General features: G+C 35.9%; 18 protein-coding genes. 15 read left to right on the top strand and 3 right to left on the bottom strand.

What is annotated here, in order from left to right:
- Positions 1 to 34 precede the first annotated feature (34 nt).
- The 6 genes from ACQVD9_RS02690 (at position 35) to hda (ending at position 4,386) form a co-directional block, all read left to right on the top strand.
- A complete protein-coding gene (locus ACQVD9_RS02690; RefSeq protein ID WP_264747341.1) occupies positions 35 to 1,015 on the top strand; it encodes a CYTH domain-containing protein in 981 nt (326 codons plus the stop codon).
- Between the two features lie 78 nt (positions 1,016 to 1,093).
- Positions 1,094 to 1,585 carry a 5-(carboxyamino)imidazole ribonucleotide mutase gene (purE, locus tag ACQVD9_RS02695; protein ID WP_264747342.1) on the top strand — a complete coding sequence of 164 codons (492 nt, stop codon included), beginning with the start codon at positions 1,094 to 1,096 and terminating at the stop codon, positions 1,583 to 1,585.
- A gap of 9 nt (positions 1,586 to 1,594) precedes the next feature.
- Positions 1,595 to 2,677 (top strand): 5-(carboxyamino)imidazole ribonucleotide synthase, encoded by a 1,083-nt coding sequence (locus tag ACQVD9_RS02700; protein ID WP_264747343.1) that lies wholly within the window; start codon positions 1,595 to 1,597, stop codon positions 2,675 to 2,677.
- Positions 2,678 to 2,683: 6 nt separating this feature from the next.
- Positions 2,684 to 3,118, top strand: a complete 435-nt coding sequence (locus ACQVD9_RS02705; RefSeq protein WP_264747344.1) for a hypothetical protein — start codon at positions 2,684 to 2,686, stop codon at positions 3,116 to 3,118.
- Between the two features lie 14 nt (positions 3,119 to 3,132).
- Positions 3,133 to 3,678 carry a DUF3299 domain-containing protein gene (locus tag ACQVD9_RS02710; RefSeq protein WP_413774177.1) on the top strand — a complete coding sequence of 182 codons (546 nt, stop codon included), beginning with the start codon at positions 3,133 to 3,135 and terminating at the stop codon, positions 3,676 to 3,678.
- Positions 3,679 to 4,386 carry a DnaA regulatory inactivator Hda gene (hda, locus tag ACQVD9_RS02715; RefSeq protein WP_264747345.1) on the top strand — a complete coding sequence of 236 codons (708 nt, stop codon included), beginning with the start codon at positions 3,679 to 3,681 and terminating at the stop codon, positions 4,384 to 4,386.
- Positions 4,387 to 4,388: 2 nt separating this feature from the next.
- Here the strand turns inward: hda and arsC are convergent, their stop codons facing one another.
- Positions 4,389 to 4,742 carry an arsenate reductase (glutaredoxin) gene (arsC, locus tag ACQVD9_RS02720; protein ID WP_264747346.1) on the bottom strand — a complete coding sequence of 118 codons (354 nt, stop codon included), beginning with the start codon at positions 4,740 to 4,742 and terminating at the stop codon, positions 4,389 to 4,391.
- A 114-nt stretch (positions 4,743 to 4,856) separates the two neighbouring features.
- Here arsC and ACQVD9_RS02725 point away from each other — a divergent pair, with 114 nt between their 5' ends.
- The gene (locus ACQVD9_RS02725) at positions 4,857 to 6,161 is read left to right on the top strand and encodes a YihY family inner membrane protein (protein WP_264747347.1); all 1,305 of its coding nucleotides are present in this window, start codon (positions 4,857 to 4,859) and stop codon (positions 6,159 to 6,161) included.
- Here the strand turns inward: ACQVD9_RS02725 and ACQVD9_RS02730 are convergent.
- Positions 6,136 to 6,369 carry a YheU family protein gene (locus ACQVD9_RS02730; RefSeq protein ID WP_264747348.1) on the bottom strand — a complete coding sequence of 78 codons (234 nt, stop codon included), beginning with the start codon at positions 6,367 to 6,369 and terminating at the stop codon, positions 6,136 to 6,138. The genes ACQVD9_RS02725 and ACQVD9_RS02730 overlap by 26 nt on opposite strands.
- A gap of 116 nt (positions 6,370 to 6,485) precedes the next feature.
- Here ACQVD9_RS02730 and mdtD point away from each other — a divergent pair, with 116 nt between their 5' ends.
- The 8 genes from mdtD (at position 6,486) to prfH (ending at position 14,398) form a co-directional block, all read left to right on the top strand.
- Positions 6,486 to 7,895 carry a multidrug transporter subunit MdtD gene (gene mdtD, locus ACQVD9_RS02735; protein ID WP_264747349.1) on the top strand — a complete coding sequence of 470 codons (1,410 nt, stop codon included), beginning with the start codon at positions 6,486 to 6,488 and terminating at the stop codon, positions 7,893 to 7,895.
- 61 nt (positions 7,896 to 7,956) lie between these two features.
- A complete protein-coding gene (gene rph / locus ACQVD9_RS02740; RefSeq protein ID WP_264747350.1) occupies positions 7,957 to 8,679 on the top strand; it encodes a ribonuclease PH in 723 nt (240 codons plus the stop codon).
- A gap of 127 nt (positions 8,680 to 8,806) precedes the next feature.
- Positions 8,807 to 9,715, top strand: coding sequence for a cation diffusion facilitator family transporter (locus tag ACQVD9_RS02745; RefSeq protein WP_264747351.1), 909 nt, complete (start codon positions 8,807 to 8,809; stop codon positions 9,713 to 9,715).
- Between the two features lie 186 nt (positions 9,716 to 9,901).
- A complete protein-coding gene (yiaY, locus tag ACQVD9_RS02750) occupies positions 9,902 to 11,050 on the top strand; it encodes an L-threonine dehydrogenase (RefSeq protein ID WP_264747352.1) in 1,149 nt (382 codons plus the stop codon).
- A 295-nt stretch (positions 11,051 to 11,345) separates the two neighbouring features.
- Positions 11,346 to 11,741, top strand: a complete 396-nt coding sequence (locus ACQVD9_RS02755) for a glutaredoxin domain-containing protein (RefSeq protein WP_264747353.1) — start codon at positions 11,346 to 11,348, stop codon at positions 11,739 to 11,741.
- Positions 11,742 to 11,757: 16 nt separating this feature from the next.
- Positions 11,758 to 12,384: a GDSL-type esterase/lipase family protein gene (locus ACQVD9_RS02760; protein ID WP_264747354.1), complete on the top strand. Its 627-nt coding sequence runs from the start codon at positions 11,758 to 11,760 to the stop codon at positions 12,382 to 12,384.
- A 272-nt stretch (positions 12,385 to 12,656) separates the two neighbouring features.
- Positions 12,657 to 13,787, top strand: coding sequence for an RNA ligase RtcB family protein (locus ACQVD9_RS02765; RefSeq protein WP_264747355.1), 1,131 nt, complete (start codon positions 12,657 to 12,659; stop codon positions 13,785 to 13,787).
- A complete protein-coding gene (gene prfH / locus ACQVD9_RS02770) occupies positions 13,787 to 14,398 on the top strand; it encodes a peptide chain release factor H (protein ID WP_264747356.1) in 612 nt (203 codons plus the stop codon). Before ACQVD9_RS02765 ends, prfH begins: the two co-directional genes overlap by 1 nt.
- Before the next feature lie 17 nt (positions 14,399 to 14,415).
- Here the strand turns inward: prfH and uvrC are convergent, their stop codons facing one another.
- Entirely contained in the window at positions 14,416 to 16,239 is a 1,824-nt protein-coding gene (gene uvrC, locus ACQVD9_RS02775) for an excinuclease ABC subunit UvrC (protein ID WP_264747357.1), read from the bottom strand.
- Position 16,240 lies beyond the last annotated feature (1 nt).

A 16,240-nucleotide genomic window follows, 5' to 3' on the forward strand; every position in this document is an offset into this window, starting at 1 on the left:
TTAATACCTGTTTATTTTTTAAAAATGAGTGTTTATGTCCAATCAAAATAGTTTAAAAGAAATAGAAATAAAACTTTATGCTAATAAGCAAACATTGGAGCAAATTTATCAGCATCCAATATTTAGTCAATTTAGCAAACCTAGATGGCAACAAAAAGAATTATTTAATCAATATATTGATACAGCAGATCATGCTTTAACAGACGCTAAAGTGGCACTAAGAGTTCGTAAGGATGGAGATCAGTATATCCAAACGCTTAAAGCGAAAGGGCATAGTATAGGAGGCTTTTCTGAGCGCGATGAGTTTGATTGGTTAATTAATACACCTCAATTAGATATATCGTTATTGGACAATGAACATTGGCCTAAAAGTTTAGCTCAGTTAGATAAATTAAAATTAACCCCTATTTTTTCAACAGATTTTACAAGAAACTACGCACTATTTACTTGGCAAAAAGAAAAAGATCAGGCTGAAATAGAAGTGGCTATTGATGAGGGATTGGTTAAAGCTAATCAAAAGCAGGAGCCAATCAATGAGCTTGAATTAGAGCTAAGAAATGGTAGTACTTCAGTTATGTTAGATTTTGCAATTGAATTAGCAAAATTATTTCCATTAATTCCGAGTGACACAAGTAAAGCTGAGCGAGGTTATCGATTAATAAACTCAGATAATTATCAACTTGGGGTAGCTAAACAGATAGTTTCCAATAATCCATACGAAAACATACAATATTACTTAGCAATGTCACAGAGATTGTTAGAGAGTTATATATGGCAACCTTCAAAAACTAAACTGGTTTCATGGTTAGAGCATTTGCAGCAATTAAATAGTGTATTAAACCAGCTATATATTGAACCTTTAGTTGCTCAGTTAAATATTATTCTAGATGACTGGAAACCAATAATTACTGGTAATGATGAGCAGTTAATGGAAAAAACTAAACAAGAGTTAAATAAAACAAGATGGGGGGTATTTTCATTATCTACTTCTCATTGGTTGTTAAACCATTCTTAAAAAGTTATTATTCTGTTTTAATAAAACCACGCATTATGAGCGTGGTTTATTGTTTTTATTGACCGAGAGGTAAGGTAGATGAGTGCATTGGTTGGCGTTATTATGGGGTCTAAATCAGATTGGGCTACCTTGTGCCACACAGTAACCATTTTAGAAGAATTAAAAATTCCTCATGAAGTGAAGGTGATATCTGCACACCGTACACCAGACCTTTTGTTTGAATATGCAGAGCAAGCAGAGCAACGAGGCTTACAAGTTATTATTGCAGGCGCTGGTGGTGCAGCACATTTACCGGGTATGTGTGCAGCAAAAACACATCTACCTGTATTGGGGGTGCCTGTGCAATCAGCTATGTTATCTGGTGTTGATTCATTATTATCGATTGTACAAATGCCAGCAGGTATCCCTGTGGCTACTTTAGCCATTGGCAAGGCTGGCGCAGTAAATGCTGGCTTATTAGCCGCGAGCATATTAGGTAATAAATATCCAGAATATCACATAGCGTTAAAAGCTTATCGACAAAAACAAACAGAAACAGTATTAGCTAATTCTGATCCAAGAGTAGAGTAGAGGCGATCAATGAAAGTTGGGGTAATTGGTGGTGGTCAGTTAGGCCAAATGTTAGCACAAGCTGGGACTTCTTTAGGGATGAAGTTTAGTTTTTTAGACCCAGCCAAGGATGCTTGTGCAGCTTCACTAGGGCAACATATCTGTGCGGATTATGATGATAAACAAGCATTACGACAACTGGCAGAAGAGGTAGATGTAGTTACTTTTGAGTTTGAAAGTGTACCTGCTGAAACTGTAGCCTTTTTAAGTGATTTTGTACCTGTATACCCCAATGCAGAATCATTACGCATTGCTCGAGATCGTTGGTTCGAAAAAAGCTTATTTAAATCTTTGGATATTCCTACACCAGAGTTTGCTAATATTGAGTCACAAATGGATTTAGAGCAAGCAGTGTTAGAGATAGGTTTGCCAGCAGTATTGAAAACACGCACCCTTGGTTACGATGGCAAAGGTCAAAAAGTATTAAAACAACAAGCTGATGTTACTAATGCATTTGCCGAATTAGGTAATGTACCTTGTATTCTTGAGGGATTTGTCAACTTTTCAGGTGAAGTTTCTTTAATTGCTGTACGTGGACAAGATAAAGCGATACGTTTTTATCCTCTTGTGCATAATCAACATAACCAAGGCATTTTGCACCTTTCTATTGCTAGCGAGCAGCATCCTATGCAAGCTCTAGCAGAAAGTTATGTAGCTAAAGTGTTAGAAAAATTAAATTATGTAGGTGTTTTGGCATTTGAGTTTTTTGAAGTAGAAGATGGTTTAAAAGCCAATGAAATTGCACCACGCGTACATAATTCTGGGCATTGGACTATAGAAGGTTCCGTTGCTAGTCAATTTGAGAATCATTTAAGAGCTATTGCAGGGTTACCTTTAGGTTCTACTAAAAAGCGCGGTGAAAGCGCTATGTTGAATTTTATTGGTAGTATCCCTGCTAAAGAACAGGTATTAAGTATTGAGAACTGTCATTTACATGATTATAGCAAAGTATTTAAAGCAGGTCGTAAAGTAGGGCATGCTACTATTAACTGTAATAATATAAATGATTTAAAACAGATTGTTAGTCAAGTTGAAACATTAATTCAAGGGTAATTTAAGATGGTTAGTGGTTATTATCGTTTACTTCTAGCCATATTACTAATGTTGGTTTCATCTGTTAGTTTTGCATTGTCTTGTGTCGCTCCTCCAACATTAGCAGAGTATTTTAATAAAGCAGATGCTGTTTTTGTGGTAAAGGTTGAGTCGGTTATAGATAAAGGGTTACAAGCAGAGTTTGTTGTTGAGCAGGTTTATAAAGGAATAGTGCCTGAGTTAAATAAAATGATTATTAAACCCATGCCAGTCTGGTTTGATAATGTGTTTTTTAAAAAAGAACAACTCTATTTAGCTTTTTATAAAAAAGATGAGGCTCTTTTTTGGGGAGCTTGCTCAAAAAATATTATTTTATTAAATAATAAAAATGCAGGAAAGTTGGGTAAAATTATGTCCTTATATAAGGAAGCAATGGAGTTAGAGAAGGATTTATCTTTATAAACATGAGGCGTTAAGTGATTAAATTTTTAAAATTACTGATAATAAGTTTATCTATTATAGTTACTCATGTTTATGCTGAACCAGCAGAAACTGACTGGTTAGAATTAATGCCAAAACAAGATCAGCAAGCATTAGAAAATATGCCTGATTTGATAAGCCATGATACAGAAGAAGCGCCAGGAGTCTTTGAAGCTAAAGGTGGTTTAAAGCAAAGGGATAATTTACCTGCAGTTATGTATTCTAAAAATACAGTAGCTAGTTTAGAAGGTAAACAAATTAAGCTGGGTGGTTATCCTGTGCCGATTGCAAATAATCAACAAGGCCTAGTAACACAGTTATTTATAGTACCTTATCCAGGGGCTTGTATTCATGTGCCACCACCGCCTCCTAACCAAATAGTGTTAATTGATTACCCTCAAGGAATCCAGATTAATGATATTTATGAACCTATTTGGGTTATTGGGAAATTGCATATTGAACAAGTAACTAATGATTTAGCAGATGCGGTTTATACGATGCAAGCAGATAATGTGCGACTAGTACAGGAAAGAGATTTGTAAATGAATAAACCAACGCAATTAGCATTGAGCATTCATTTGGCAGATGATGTTACCTTTAGTAATTATTATGCAGGGAGTAATGCCGCTGCTTTAAATTATGTTGAGCGTTTATGTGACCCTGATGCAGGCTGGGTGGAGAGCTTAATTTATTTATGGGGTAGTAAAGGCGTTGGTTGTAGCCATTTATTACAAGCAGCTTGTTTACAGTTCCAACTAGCAGGGCGTAATGCCATCTATCTACCATTAACTGAGTTAGTTTGTTATACACCAGAAATTCTAGAAAATTTAGAACAATATGATTTAGTTTGTTTGGATGATCTGCAAGTAATAATTGACAATAAAGTTTGGCAAGAGGCTTTATTTCATCTATTTAATCGATTACGTGATAGCGGTAAATATTTGTTAATTGCTGCAGATAGATCGCCAAGGGAACTTAAACTTGAGTTGGCTGATTTACAATCAAGATTGACATTGGCGCTGGTTTTTCAATTACATACACTTTCTGATGAAGACAAATTAAAAGCTTTACAGCTAAGGGCGTCAGCAAGAGGTATCACATTATCTGATGAAGTAGGACGTTTTATTTTAGCCCGTGAAGAACGTAACTTAGCGAATTTGTTTCTGTTGTTAGATAAATTAGATAAAGCTTCTTTAGAAGCACGTCACAAGTTAACAATTCCTTTTGTTAAACAAGTATTAAATTGGTAAGATTACTTAATTAGCTCTAAAACATTTTCGGGTGGGCGACCAATTACGGCTTTGTTATCTACTACTAAAATAGGACGTTCTATTAACTTGGGATGCTTTACCATAGCATCAATTAAATTAGCTTCTGTTAACGAGTCGTTAGCTAAACCTAATTCTTTATATTCATCTTCGCCTGTACGTAGTAATTGGCGAGCAGAAATACCTAACTTGGACAATATTTCTTTAAGTGTGTTTTTGTCAGGTGGTGTTTCTAAGTAGTGAATGATAGTAGGTGTAATTGATTGTTCTTCAAGCAATGTGAGTGCTTGTCGCGATTTTGAGCAACGAGGATTGTGATAGAAAATATATTCAGTCATTAGTAAATGCCTTAATTATGTAGTGATTTAATGTATTTTAACGTGTGTATTTGTTAAGTTGTTTGAGAAGATGTTACAACTTATCTTAATAATTTGCCAAGATAAAGGTTGTTTATGCGGAAACATGTGGTTGATTTTTACGAATTTATCCGCTTTTTAGTGGTGCGATTTTTTGAAGATAGGGGAACCCAAAATGCTGGGTCATTAACTTATACAACACTTTTTGCTGTTGTACCAATTATGACTGTTGTATTCGTAATGATTTCTGGTATTCCTGCTTTTCAGGGAATTGAGATAAAAATACAAGAATATATTGTTAATAATTTCTTGCCTTCTGCTGGCGATAAGATTTTTGAATATATCAATGGATTTATTTCACAGGCTAGAAACTTAACATGGATAGGTATTATCTTTTTGATAGTAACTACCTTTATGATGTTAGTGACCATTGAATCAGCATTTAATACAATTTGGCGTGTACAAAAAGCACGGCATGGCTTGGCTCGTTTTTTATTATATTGGGCGTTATTAAGTTTGGGCCCTTTATTAATTGGTGCTAGTTTTGCTGCCAGTACTTATATTATGTCTCTGTCATTTTTTTCTAATACCGATGCTAATCCTTGGATTGCTGATATATTAAGGTTTGCACCTTTTATTGCAACGACTGGCGGCTTTACTTTGTTTTATGCAGCTATTCCAAATACACGTGTGCCTATTAGGCATGCCTTAATTAGTGCGGTAGTAGCTGCAACATTATTCGAGGCTGCTCGAGGGTTATTTGGACTCTATGTAAAGACCTTTCCTAGTTACCAATTAATTTATGGCGCTTTTGCTGCTTTCCCTTTATTTTTATTGTGGATTTATGTTTCTTGGATTATCGTGTTGATTGGTTGTGAACTGTGTTGCTGTTTAGGTTTGCGTCATTATATGCGTCAACGAGATGTTCCAGAGTTAGTGGTTGCTTTAGTGGTTCTTAAAGTACTTTATGATGGTCAGTTAAAAGGAAGAGCTATTAATCACCGTGATGTACAAGCCGCAGGTTGGTCTTTACCAGAAGATGAGTGGGCAAAGTTATTAGCATTTTTTAAGAAAGAAAAATTAGTGTATGAGGTTAATAATGGCGCTGCTTGGGTGCTTTCGCGAGATATTAATCAGTACCCTATTCAACGCCTAATTATTCATAGTCCTTGGCCTTTGCCTAGAGTTGATCAATTACCGGAATCATTAGATAAATGTTGGTTTGAGAGAATACGAGCGGCTTTGGTGGCAATAGAGCAAGCAGAGGCTAGTATTTTAGAGGGTAGTTTGGCGTCATGGTTAACACCCTGTGAAGTAGAGTCATCAGCGAGTGATGATCTAATTGTAGAAGACAAAATTATTGAAGAAGAGAATGTTACAGATCAGCAAGCCACTCCTTAGGGATATCTTGTTTTAACATTAATGAGCAGGCTTCAGTTTGTTGATCAAAAACAATATAAGCCTGTTGTTTTTCAAGTGCATGATTGACTCGTTCAACACGGGTGGCTAATGGTGTTTCATCACCATTATCCGTTCCATCACGGCTAACAAAGTCTTCAATAAGGTTCTTCAGTATTTCTGGATCAAGTAAATGGTGGGGAATTATCATAAATACTTTCTTACCTAATAAATTAGTTTTAGATTATAAAGTATTTTGTTTAGTAAATGGGTAGATATGCCTAAACTATCTCTCAATCATTTAACGCAACTGAATAGTTAATTATTATGCCTGTAATGCCATTAGATATTTCTGCACAAGTAAAAAAACTTTTGCCATGGATTGTTGCTATTGCATTTTTCATGCAAAGTTTGGATGCAACCATCTTAAATATTGCTTTGCCATCAATGGCTGCTGATTTAAAGGTTAATCCATTACAAATGCAAAGCGCTATTATTGCCTATATGCTTACTGTAGCATTGGTAATACCTGTTTGTGGTTGGATTTCAGATCGATTTGGTACTAAAAAAGTATTTTTCTTTGCTGTGGCATTATTTACTTTAGGGTCTATATTTTGTGCGGTTGCTTGGTCTCTACCTGTGTTGGTTACAGGCCGTGTTGTTCAGGGGTTAGGTGGTGCTTTAATGATGCCTGTAGGGCGTTTAGTCATCTTAAAAGTTTATCCACGCAGCGAGTTTGTTAAAGTTATGAGCTTTGTAACTATTCCAGGTCTACTAGGTCCATTATTAGGGCCAACTGTTGGAGGGTGGTTAGTTGAGTACTTTTCATGGCATTGGATTTTCTTAATTAATGTCCCTATGGGGATACTAGGTTGTTTTGTCGCTTGTAAATTTATGCCAGACTTACGTGGTGCAATACGAACTAAATTTGATTTTATAGGATTTATGCTATTTGGCACTGCTATGGTAATGATTAGCTTTGCCCTTGAGGGATTATCTGAACTTCATTTACCTGCTACTTTTGTAACGCTTTTATTTGTGCTGGGATTTAGTTGTTTTCTAGGATACTGGTGGCATGCCTTTAAATTTGAATTTCCACTTTTCCCTCCTAGTTTGTTTAAGATTCGTAGTTTTTCTATTGGTATTATGGGGAACCTGTTTGCTCGTTTAGGTAATGGTTCTTTACCCTTTTTAATTCCTTTATTATTACAACTTGCTTTAGGTTATTCCCCTGCAGAGGCAGGTATGATGATGATACCTACTGCATTGTGTGCCATTTTAACTAAATCATTAGTGCGTTATATCATTAATTTCTTTGGATATCGTTGGGTATTAACCGTTAATACTCTATTGCTAGGTTTATTAATTTGTAGTTTCTCATGGGTTGATAAAGAAATGCCGTTTCTACTATTGTTAGTTATGCTAGGAGCGACAGGAGCAATAAATTCTTTACAATTTACTGCCATGAATACAGTGGCTTTGTTTCAGTTAGATGATGATTTGGCTAGTAGTGGTAATGCATTGTTAGCAGTTGTCGTGCAATTATCAATCAGTTTTGGGGTGGCTATTTCTGCAATATTATTGGCTTATTTTAATGGTGGTCAGCCTGCTGTGAGTAGTATAGAAGTATTGCCTGCGTTTCAGGGGACATTTTTGGGTGTAGGGTTATTTACGGTATTTTCTGCGTTTATTTTTTATTTTTTACCTACACAAATTGGAATGACACACAAGAAGTAATGATTTCAGAGTATGATATACAATATTAGTTTAATTTAAGTTTAGAGAATTAGGAAAGACTATGAAACGACCCAGTGGACGCGAGGCAGCCCAATTACGTTCTATCAACATTACTAGAAACTATACTAAACATGCAGAAGGTTCTGTATTAGTCGAGTTCGGTGATACTAAAGTTATTTGTACAGTTTCTGTTGAAGCAAATGTTCCTAGATTTTTAAAAGGAGCAGGGCAAGGTTGGTTAACAGCTGAATACGGTATGTTGCCCCGTTCAACAGGGGAACGTATGCAACGAGAGTCTGCAAAAGGTAAGCAAAGCGGTCGTACACAAGAAATTCAACGATTAATTGGACGCTCTTTGAGAGCAGCGCTTGATTTAACAAAGTTAGGTGAATATACCTTGCATATAGATTGTGATGTTATCCAAGCAGATGGTGGTACACGTACTGCTTCTATTACTGGTGCATCGGTGGCTTTAGTAGATGCATTAGAAGTGATGAAGCAGCGGGGACAACTAAAGGCAGACCCATTTAAGCATTTTATTGCTGCTGTTTCAGTAGGTATTTATCAAGGTCATGCTGTTTTAGATTTAGATTATTTAGAAGACTCTAGCGCAGAAACTGATCTTAATGTAGTAATGACGGATGCTGGAGGCTTTATTGAGGTACAAGGTACGGCTGAGGGCGAGCCATTCCAGCCAGAAGAGCTAAATAGCATGTTAGTGTTAGCTAAACAAGGTATTGAACAAATTTTTGCCATTCAAAAACAAGCATTAGCTTCCAACTAATTCTGAACAGTGGGCTACTCTTAGTTTAGAGTAGTTCACTAGAAAGAAGTCTAAATATCCATTTTTATTCTAATAATCTACTATATGGTATGACAGCCCAGTTATTTTTTATTGATGGGGATAGATAGTGAGTACCACAAAAGAAGTTAAAATTTTTAAATTATCAATCAGTGTAACCTTAGTTATTGCTGCTATTGGTATACTGTTTGGTTTATTATCAGGTTCACAGTCCATTTTGTTTGATGGTATCTTCTCTACCATTGATACAGCCATGTCAATTTTATCAGTGCTTGTTATTAAGTTAATGGCAAAGGAATCAACCAGTCGTTTTCAGTTTGGTTTCTGGCACTTTGAACCAATTGTAGCAACTGTGAATGGTTCGATTATTCTGTTGCTGTGTTTATATGCACAACTTAATGCCATATTAAATATTATTGATGGTGGTCAGAGCTTAACTTTTAGTTTCGCTACGATATATGCCGTGTTAGTTTGTAGTGTTTGTTTTGGTATGTATTTTTATGAGAAAAGAGTTAATAAGCAATTAAAATCGGATTTGTTACAAATAGATGTTAATAGTTGGTTGATGTCCAGTTTAATTACTTCAGCCTTATTAGTTGCATTTATTATTGGCTTATTAATTCAAGGAACCCAATACGAATATTGGTCACCTTATATTGACTCAGTAGCTTTGCTTGTTTTAACTGTTTTCTTTATTCCTGTACCTCTAAAGATATTAAAGCAGTCATTACAAGAAATTTTCTTAGTTGCCTCAAAAGAATTGGATAATGAAGTCAATCAACTTGTTAGCGAAATTGTTAAACAACATGGATTAGTGAATTATGAGAGTTATGTGGTAAAAACAGGTCGTTTATATTCTATAGAAATTCATCTAATAACATCTGAAAGTTTTGCGAAAGAACAAGGCGTTATCGCTTTAGATAATATTAGAGAGCAAATTGCTTCACAGTTATCTATTCCCGCTCAACAAAGATGGCTAACCATTTGCTTTACGAGTAAAGAGAAATGGAGTTGTTAACTTCATTAGATGATTATTTGACATATGCCAATTTTAGATCACAAAATTAAGCACCCTCTATGCTATAATTATAAATATATATCAATAAATAATAAGTAGTATGTTGACGTATATTTAGTGGTAAAAACCACGATTAACTTTTAATCATAGACTGCTTTTTTAAGTGGTTTAGCGTGAGAGGCTATTATGAGTACTACATTTTTTATTCCTGCTGTAAATGTTATGGGTGATGGTGCGTTAGCGGATGCAGTTGGATTACTGAAAGGTTATGGTTTCAAACAAGCATTAATAGTGACAGATGATTTTTTAAATAAATCAGGAGTTGTCAAACAATTAACAGACTTATTAGATAAAGAAAATATTAAAGCAGCCGTTTATGCTGGCACTAAGCCAAACCCTACCACTAAAAATGTACAAGAAGGTTTGGATTTATTAAAAGCAAATAACTGTGATTTCGTAATCTCTTTGGGTGGTGGTTCTCCTCATGATTGTGCAAAGGGCATTGCGCTATGCGCTACCAATGGTGGTCATATTAGTGATTATGAAGGTCTAGATCGTTCTGCTAAACCACAATTACCACTTGTAGCAATTAATACGACAGCTGGTACAGCCAGCGAAATGACTCGTTTCTGTATTATTACAGATGAAGAGCGTCATATAAAAATGGCCATTGTTGATCGTAATACAACACCTATTTTATCAGTGAATGATCCCCAATTAATGCACGGTAAACCACCAGCTTTAACAGCTGCAACAGGTATGGATGCGTTAACACATGCTGTTGAAGCTTATGTTTCCATTGCGGCTAACCCAATTACAGATGCTTGTGCGTTGAAAGCAGTTACCTTAATTGCAGAAAACTTACGTACTGCTGTTAAAGAAGGTACTAATGCAGTAGCCCGTGAAAACATGGCTTATGCGCAATTCTTAGCAGGTATGGCGTTCAATAATGCTTCTTTAGGTTATGTACATGCGATGGCTCACCAATTAGGTGGCTTCTATGACTTGCCTCATGGAGTTTGTAATGCAGTATTATTACCTCATGTTCAAGAGTATAACTTACCTTCATGCGCACCACGTTTAAAAGACGTTGCGGCTGCTATGGGTGTTGATGTTAAAGATATGACTGATGAGCAAGGGGCTAAAGCTTGTGTTGCTGAAATTAAAAAATTAGCAAAAGATGTAGGTATTCCTGCTAACTTAACAGCACTTAATGCCAAAGCAGAAGATATTCCTACATTAGCTGCTAATGCATTAAAAGATGCTTGTGCAATTACTAATCCTCGTCAAGGTAATCAAGCAGAAGTTGAAGGAATCTTCAAAGCTGCTATGTAATCTCTGTTAAGTAACAGGTCGTTCGGCCTGTTACTTATTTGAAAATATAAAAACCATAAAAATTAAATAAGATAATTGTCCTAGTATAGGATTATAGCGGCTCATTTATGCGCTAAATAAAATATCCTAAATACAACTTTACAATACTATGATTAAAAGTATTTTTGTTTCTCTAACAATTATGAAGATAATACTTAGCCTACAAATAAAGTATTTATAAAAAAAATGATTTTGATTTATTATCAGTTATGATGATAAATAAGAGGTGTTACGTTAAATAGATAAGGGAGTTATTTTGAAATATATTATTATTGTGATAATAGTATTAGTAGCAGGCTATTTTATTTTGGAAAATAAAAAGCCTCAAGAAGAACCCGTGCGCCTGACAAATGAAGATATAAATAATTTCTTTACAGGGGGTGAAAATGTTGGTCAAAATAATGCGCAAGATACTATTCACCTTTATTCCACGGCATGGTGTGGCTACTGCAAAAAAGCAAGAAATATACTTATACAAAGCGGTGTTCGTTATAAAGAATATGATATTGAAAAAGATGCTATGGCATATGAGAGGCATAAAAAGTTAGGTGGTCGTGGAGTTCCTTTGATAGAAGCAAATGGCAAACTTATTAAAGGCTATAATGAACAGATTTTAAAAGAATTAGTTGCAGATAAACGTTATCAACCTTAAGAGAATATAAATATCAATGAACTTAGTAAAACATAGCATAATAATTCTTTTAGTAATTATGCTAGGTGCTTGTGGTAAATCAGAAGTTCAGTATGACGCTATTAGCTCAGGTACCACTGTAGTTGCATTTGGTGATAGTGTTACTTATGGCTATGGTGTTTCTAAAGAACAAAATTACCCCACTCGATTAGCAGTGATTACAGGTTGGAATATTATTAATGCTGGTGTTTCTGGTGAACGTGCAGATCAGGCAAAAAATAGAATTTCATCGGTATTAAAACAATACCAACCAAAATTGGTATTGATTGAAATAGGTGGTAATGATTTTTTAAAGCGACGTAAAGAGCAAGCAGTAAAAGAGGATATCAGATCTATTATTAATACTGTTAAGGCAGAAAATGCTATTCCTGTATTAATAGCTGTTCCTGCATTATCTCCTATAGCGATGATTGGGTTGCCTTCAGATTCATCAATTTATAAAGAGTTAGCTAAAGAAGAAAATATCATATTAATTGATTCTGTTTTTTCTAATGTTTTAAGGGATGAAAAATTAAGACTAGACAATATCCATCCTAATGCACAGGGCTATCAGCAAATGGTAGGGGGTATCGTAGAGCAGTTAAGAAGTAATGGTTTATTATAGTTAGATGAACTAATGATGAAAAAAATGGTTTAATGGTTGACTGTTAATTTAAGATAATTTAAATTGCGCACAAAATTTCAATTCAACTACTGCAAAGGAGATTAATTATGCTTGTTACTACAATCCTTTGCAGGTCATTCCAAGGTTAATAATACCTTTCTTGCCTTGGTTTAGGCCTGCCAATTCTACAAATGAGTAATAGTGCTATTCTATAAAGAATAGAGTTTGCTATTGCCTAAAATTTTTAAATATATAATTAATGGAATTGGTCTATGGGCAATTTTATTCGTACTTTGTCTGAAGGTGTTTCGTTAGTCGCCTCAGATGATACGTGGATTGAAGGAAATGCAATCCAACAATTACAAACAACTGCAAAACTAACAGGTATGCTGAAAGTAATAGGCATGCCAGATTTACATCCAGGACGTGGTTATCCTATTGGTGCTGCTTTCTTCTCGGTAGGGCGTTTTTATCCTGCCTTAGTGGGTGGAGATATTGGTTGTGGTATGTCTCTTTGGCAAACAACTATTAATGCAGTAGGTTTAAATTTAGATAAACTGGAGAAACGTTTAGGTAGTATTGATGCGCCATTAGAAAATGAAGAGAAACAACAGTTATTAGATGAAGTTGAATCTTTATCTAGCAATGCACCTGGTACTATTGGTTCAGGTAACCATTTTGCAGAGTTGCAACAGCTAGAGACTATTTATGATGAAGCGATAACTACTAGCTTGCAGTTGGATAAAAAGAACTTACAGCTATTAGTACATAGTGGTTCAAGGGGTTTGGGTGGGAATATTTTACGTAGTCATGTAGAGCGTTTTAACCATAATGGCTTATTAGAGAACACTATAGAAGCAACAGATTATTTAACTCAACATAATCAGGCATTGCTTTTTGCTATTGAAAATAGAGAACTAATAGCTAGGCGCATACTAAAACGTTTACGAGGTAAAGGGCATAAATTATTAGATATTAGCCATAACCTAGTTACTCCAGTAATCATTGCAGGCAAACAAGGTTGGTTACATCGTAAAGGTGCCGCTCCTGCGGATAAGGGGTTAGTTGTTATTCCAGGTTCTCGAGGTGATTATAGTTACCTAGTAGCGCCCGTTGATACTGAGCAAGGTTTGCTTTCATTGGCACATGGTGCAGGCCGTAAATGGATGCGTTCGGAATGTAAAGGGCGATTAGTTAATCGCTATACGGCCGCCCAGTTAACGCGAACAAAACTGGGTAGTCGAGTGGTTTGTTGTGATCGTGAGTTACTTTATGAAGAAGCACCACAGGCTTATAAGTCAATTGATACAGTAATTGAGGCAATGTTAGGGGCAGGGCTTATTAAGTTAGTAGCACGTTTTAAACCTGTTCTTACTTATAAAACCCAGAAGGAGGATAATTAATGTTATTACTTCAATTATCTTCTGCACAAGGGCCTGAAGAATGTTGTTTAGCTGTCGCTAAGGCATTGCAAAAACTATATAAAGAAGCAGAGCAAGCCAAGGTTAAGCTAGCCATTATTGAACAAGAAAAGGGACGTAATACTAATACATTACGTTCTGTGCTTGTCACTTTAGATGGTGAGCAAGAGCAAGTTATTGCAGAGCAATGGATAGGTTCTATTCAGTGGATTTGTCCTAGTCCTTATCGTCCTAATCATGGTCGTAAAAATTGGTTTATAGGTGTAGCTTGTTTTGATACACCTGATGTGCCTCATGAGAGTGAGATTAAGTTTGAAACGATGCGCTCATCAGGTGCTGGCGGTCAGCATGTTAATAAAACAGATTCAGCAGTAAGAGCCACGCATGTAGCTACGGGGATTACGGTTAAAGTACAAAGTGAACGTAGTCAACATGCTAATAAGCGTTTAGCTTTATTGTTGATAAGTCAAAAATTAGCTGAGAAAAAGCAGTTAATCGAGGGAGAACACAAAGCTGAGCGACGGTTATTTCACCATCATATTGAACGAGGCAATGCTAAGCGTGTTTTTAAAGGTATGAACTTTATAGAGTAAAATATAGCCACTGAGAATCAGTGGCTATGTAATGCGTCATAAATTTGTTCTGCTAATTTACGGCTGATACCTGACACTTTGGCGATTTCATCAAGACTTGCTCTACTAATTTCTTGTAAGCCGCCAAAGTGCTTTAATAAATCTCTACGGCGTTTCGCGCCTACTCCTGCTATTCCTTCTAATTTAGAGGTGCGACGTGCTTTATCACGTCGATTACGATGGCCTGTAATAGCGAATCGATGAGACTCATCCCTAATCTGTTGAATTAAGTGAAGTGCAGGGGAGTGTGTTGGCAGAGTAAACTCATGCTCAGCATCATTTAGATAAAGGGTTTCTAATCCGGGTTTACGGGTTACACCTTTAGCAACACCTAATAGTGTTAGATTAAGTTGTAACTCTTCCATCACTTGTTGAGCCATACTCAGTTGCCCTTTACCACCATCGATTAACAGCATATCGGGTAGTTTCCCTTCACCTTCTTTGGCTCTTTTAAAGCGTCTAGTTAATGCTTGGTGCATAGCAGCATAATCATCACCGGCAGTGATACCCTCGATATTAAAACGACGGTAGTCAGATTTAATAGCACCTTCTTGACCAAATACCACACAAGAAGCAACAGTGGCTTCACCGCTGGAATGGCTAATATCAAAACATTCTAGGCGTTCAGGTACTTCACTTAATTGTAATGCCTCAGCTAGCGCCTCAAAACGAGCTGCCATATGCAAACGATTAGTTAAACGTGCAGTTAATGCTTGTGTAGCATTAGTAAGGGTAAGCTGTTGCCATTTAGCTCTGGTTCCTCTGACACGTTGGCTAATTATTAATTCATGGTTTGTCTTTTGTGCAATGGCGCCAATCAATAAAGGAAAGTCATCATGTAATGCATTAACAATTAATTCATTAGGAAAATCACGATCAGGATTACCTAAATAATATTGACTAATAAAAGCATAAAGTACGGTTTGAGTATCTTCTTCTATTGAAACTTGTGGGAAGAAGTTTTTGCTACCTAATACACGGCCATTACGTACTGTCATTAAACTAACACAAGCACCGCCAGGATTAACAACAGCAGCAATAATATCTACATTACCTGTGCCACCTTCCATACTTTGTTGATCTTGAACGCGTCGTATTAACGATATTTGATCGCGTAATTCAGCCGCTACTTCAAAATTTAAACTTTCAGCAGCCTGCTCCATTTGTTCAGTTAATTCTTTTGTTAGCTCTTGGTTGCGGCCTTCTAAAAATAAAGTAGAACGTCGTACATCTTCACCATATTCTTGATGAGTTACTAAGTTGACACAAGGTGCTTTGCAACGTTTAATTTGGTGTTGCAAACAAGGACGGGTACGGTTTTTAAAGTAACTGTTTTCACACTGTCTTACTTTAAATGTTTTTTGTAGTAAATTTAAGCTTTCACGTATAGCACCAACGCTAGGGTATGGGCCAAAATAGCGACCTTTTTGTTTTTTATTTCCTCGGTGAATACTAAATCTTGGAAATTCATCTTCAGTAGATAAAAACACATAGGGATAAGACTTATCATCTCTGAGTAAAATATTGTAAGGTGGGCGATATTCCTTAATCAATGTTTGCTCAAGCAGCAATGCTTCGGTTTCATTGGCTGTAATGGTGATTTCAATGCGAGCAATTTTACTGACTAAAGCTGCTGTTTTTGGTGCTAAACCTGTTTGTCGAAAGTAACTGGCAAGACGTTTTTTTAGGTTTTTTGCTTTTCCTACATAAAGTAATTCATCCTGAGTATCGAACATACGATATACACCAGGATGAACACTACAGGTACTTAAAAAGGCTTTTGCATCAAATAGTTCAGACATA

It is taken from the genome of Entomomonas sp. E7T21 (genome assembly GCF_058693955.1).

Coding starts and splice junctions, on each gene's coding strand:
- ACQVD9_RS02690 (WP_264747341.1), top strand. CDS start 35: ATGTCCAATCAAAATAGTTTAAAAGAAATAGAAATAAAACTTTATGCT.
- purE (WP_264747342.1), top strand. CDS start 1,094: ATGAGTGCATTGGTTGGCGTTATTATGGGGTCTAAATCAGATTGGGCT.
- ACQVD9_RS02700 (WP_264747343.1), top strand. CDS start 1,595: ATGAAAGTTGGGGTAATTGGTGGTGGTCAGTTAGGCCAAATGTTAGCA.
- ACQVD9_RS02705 (WP_264747344.1), top strand. CDS start 2,684: ATGGTTAGTGGTTATTATCGTTTACTTCTAGCCATATTACTAATGTTG.
- hda (WP_264747345.1), top strand. CDS start 3,679: ATGAATAAACCAACGCAATTAGCATTGAGCATTCATTTGGCAGATGAT.
- arsC (WP_264747346.1), bottom strand. CDS start 4,742: ATGACTGAATATATTTTCTATCACAATCCTCGTTGCTCAAAATCGCGA.
- ACQVD9_RS02725 (WP_264747347.1), top strand. CDS start 4,857: ATGCGGAAACATGTGGTTGATTTTTACGAATTTATCCGCTTTTTAGTG.
- ACQVD9_RS02730 (WP_264747348.1), bottom strand. CDS start 6,369: ATGATAATTCCCCACCATTTACTTGATCCAGAAATACTGAAGAACCTT.
- mdtD (WP_264747349.1), top strand. CDS start 6,486: ATGCCTGTAATGCCATTAGATATTTCTGCACAAGTAAAAAAACTTTTG.
- rph (WP_264747350.1), top strand. CDS start 7,957: ATGAAACGACCCAGTGGACGCGAGGCAGCCCAATTACGTTCTATCAAC.
- yiaY (WP_264747352.1), top strand. CDS start 9,902: ATGAGTACTACATTTTTTATTCCTGCTGTAAATGTTATGGGTGATGGT.
- ACQVD9_RS02760 (WP_264747354.1), top strand. CDS start 11,758: ATGAACTTAGTAAAACATAGCATAATAATTCTTTTAGTAATTATGCTA.
- ACQVD9_RS02765 (WP_264747355.1), top strand. CDS start 12,657: ATGGGCAATTTTATTCGTACTTTGTCTGAAGGTGTTTCGTTAGTCGCC.
- prfH (WP_264747356.1), top strand. CDS start 13,787: ATGTTATTACTTCAATTATCTTCTGCACAAGGGCCTGAAGAATGTTGT.
- uvrC (WP_264747357.1), bottom strand. CDS start 16,239: ATGTCTGAACTATTTGATGCAAAAGCCTTTTTAAGTACCTGTAGTGTT.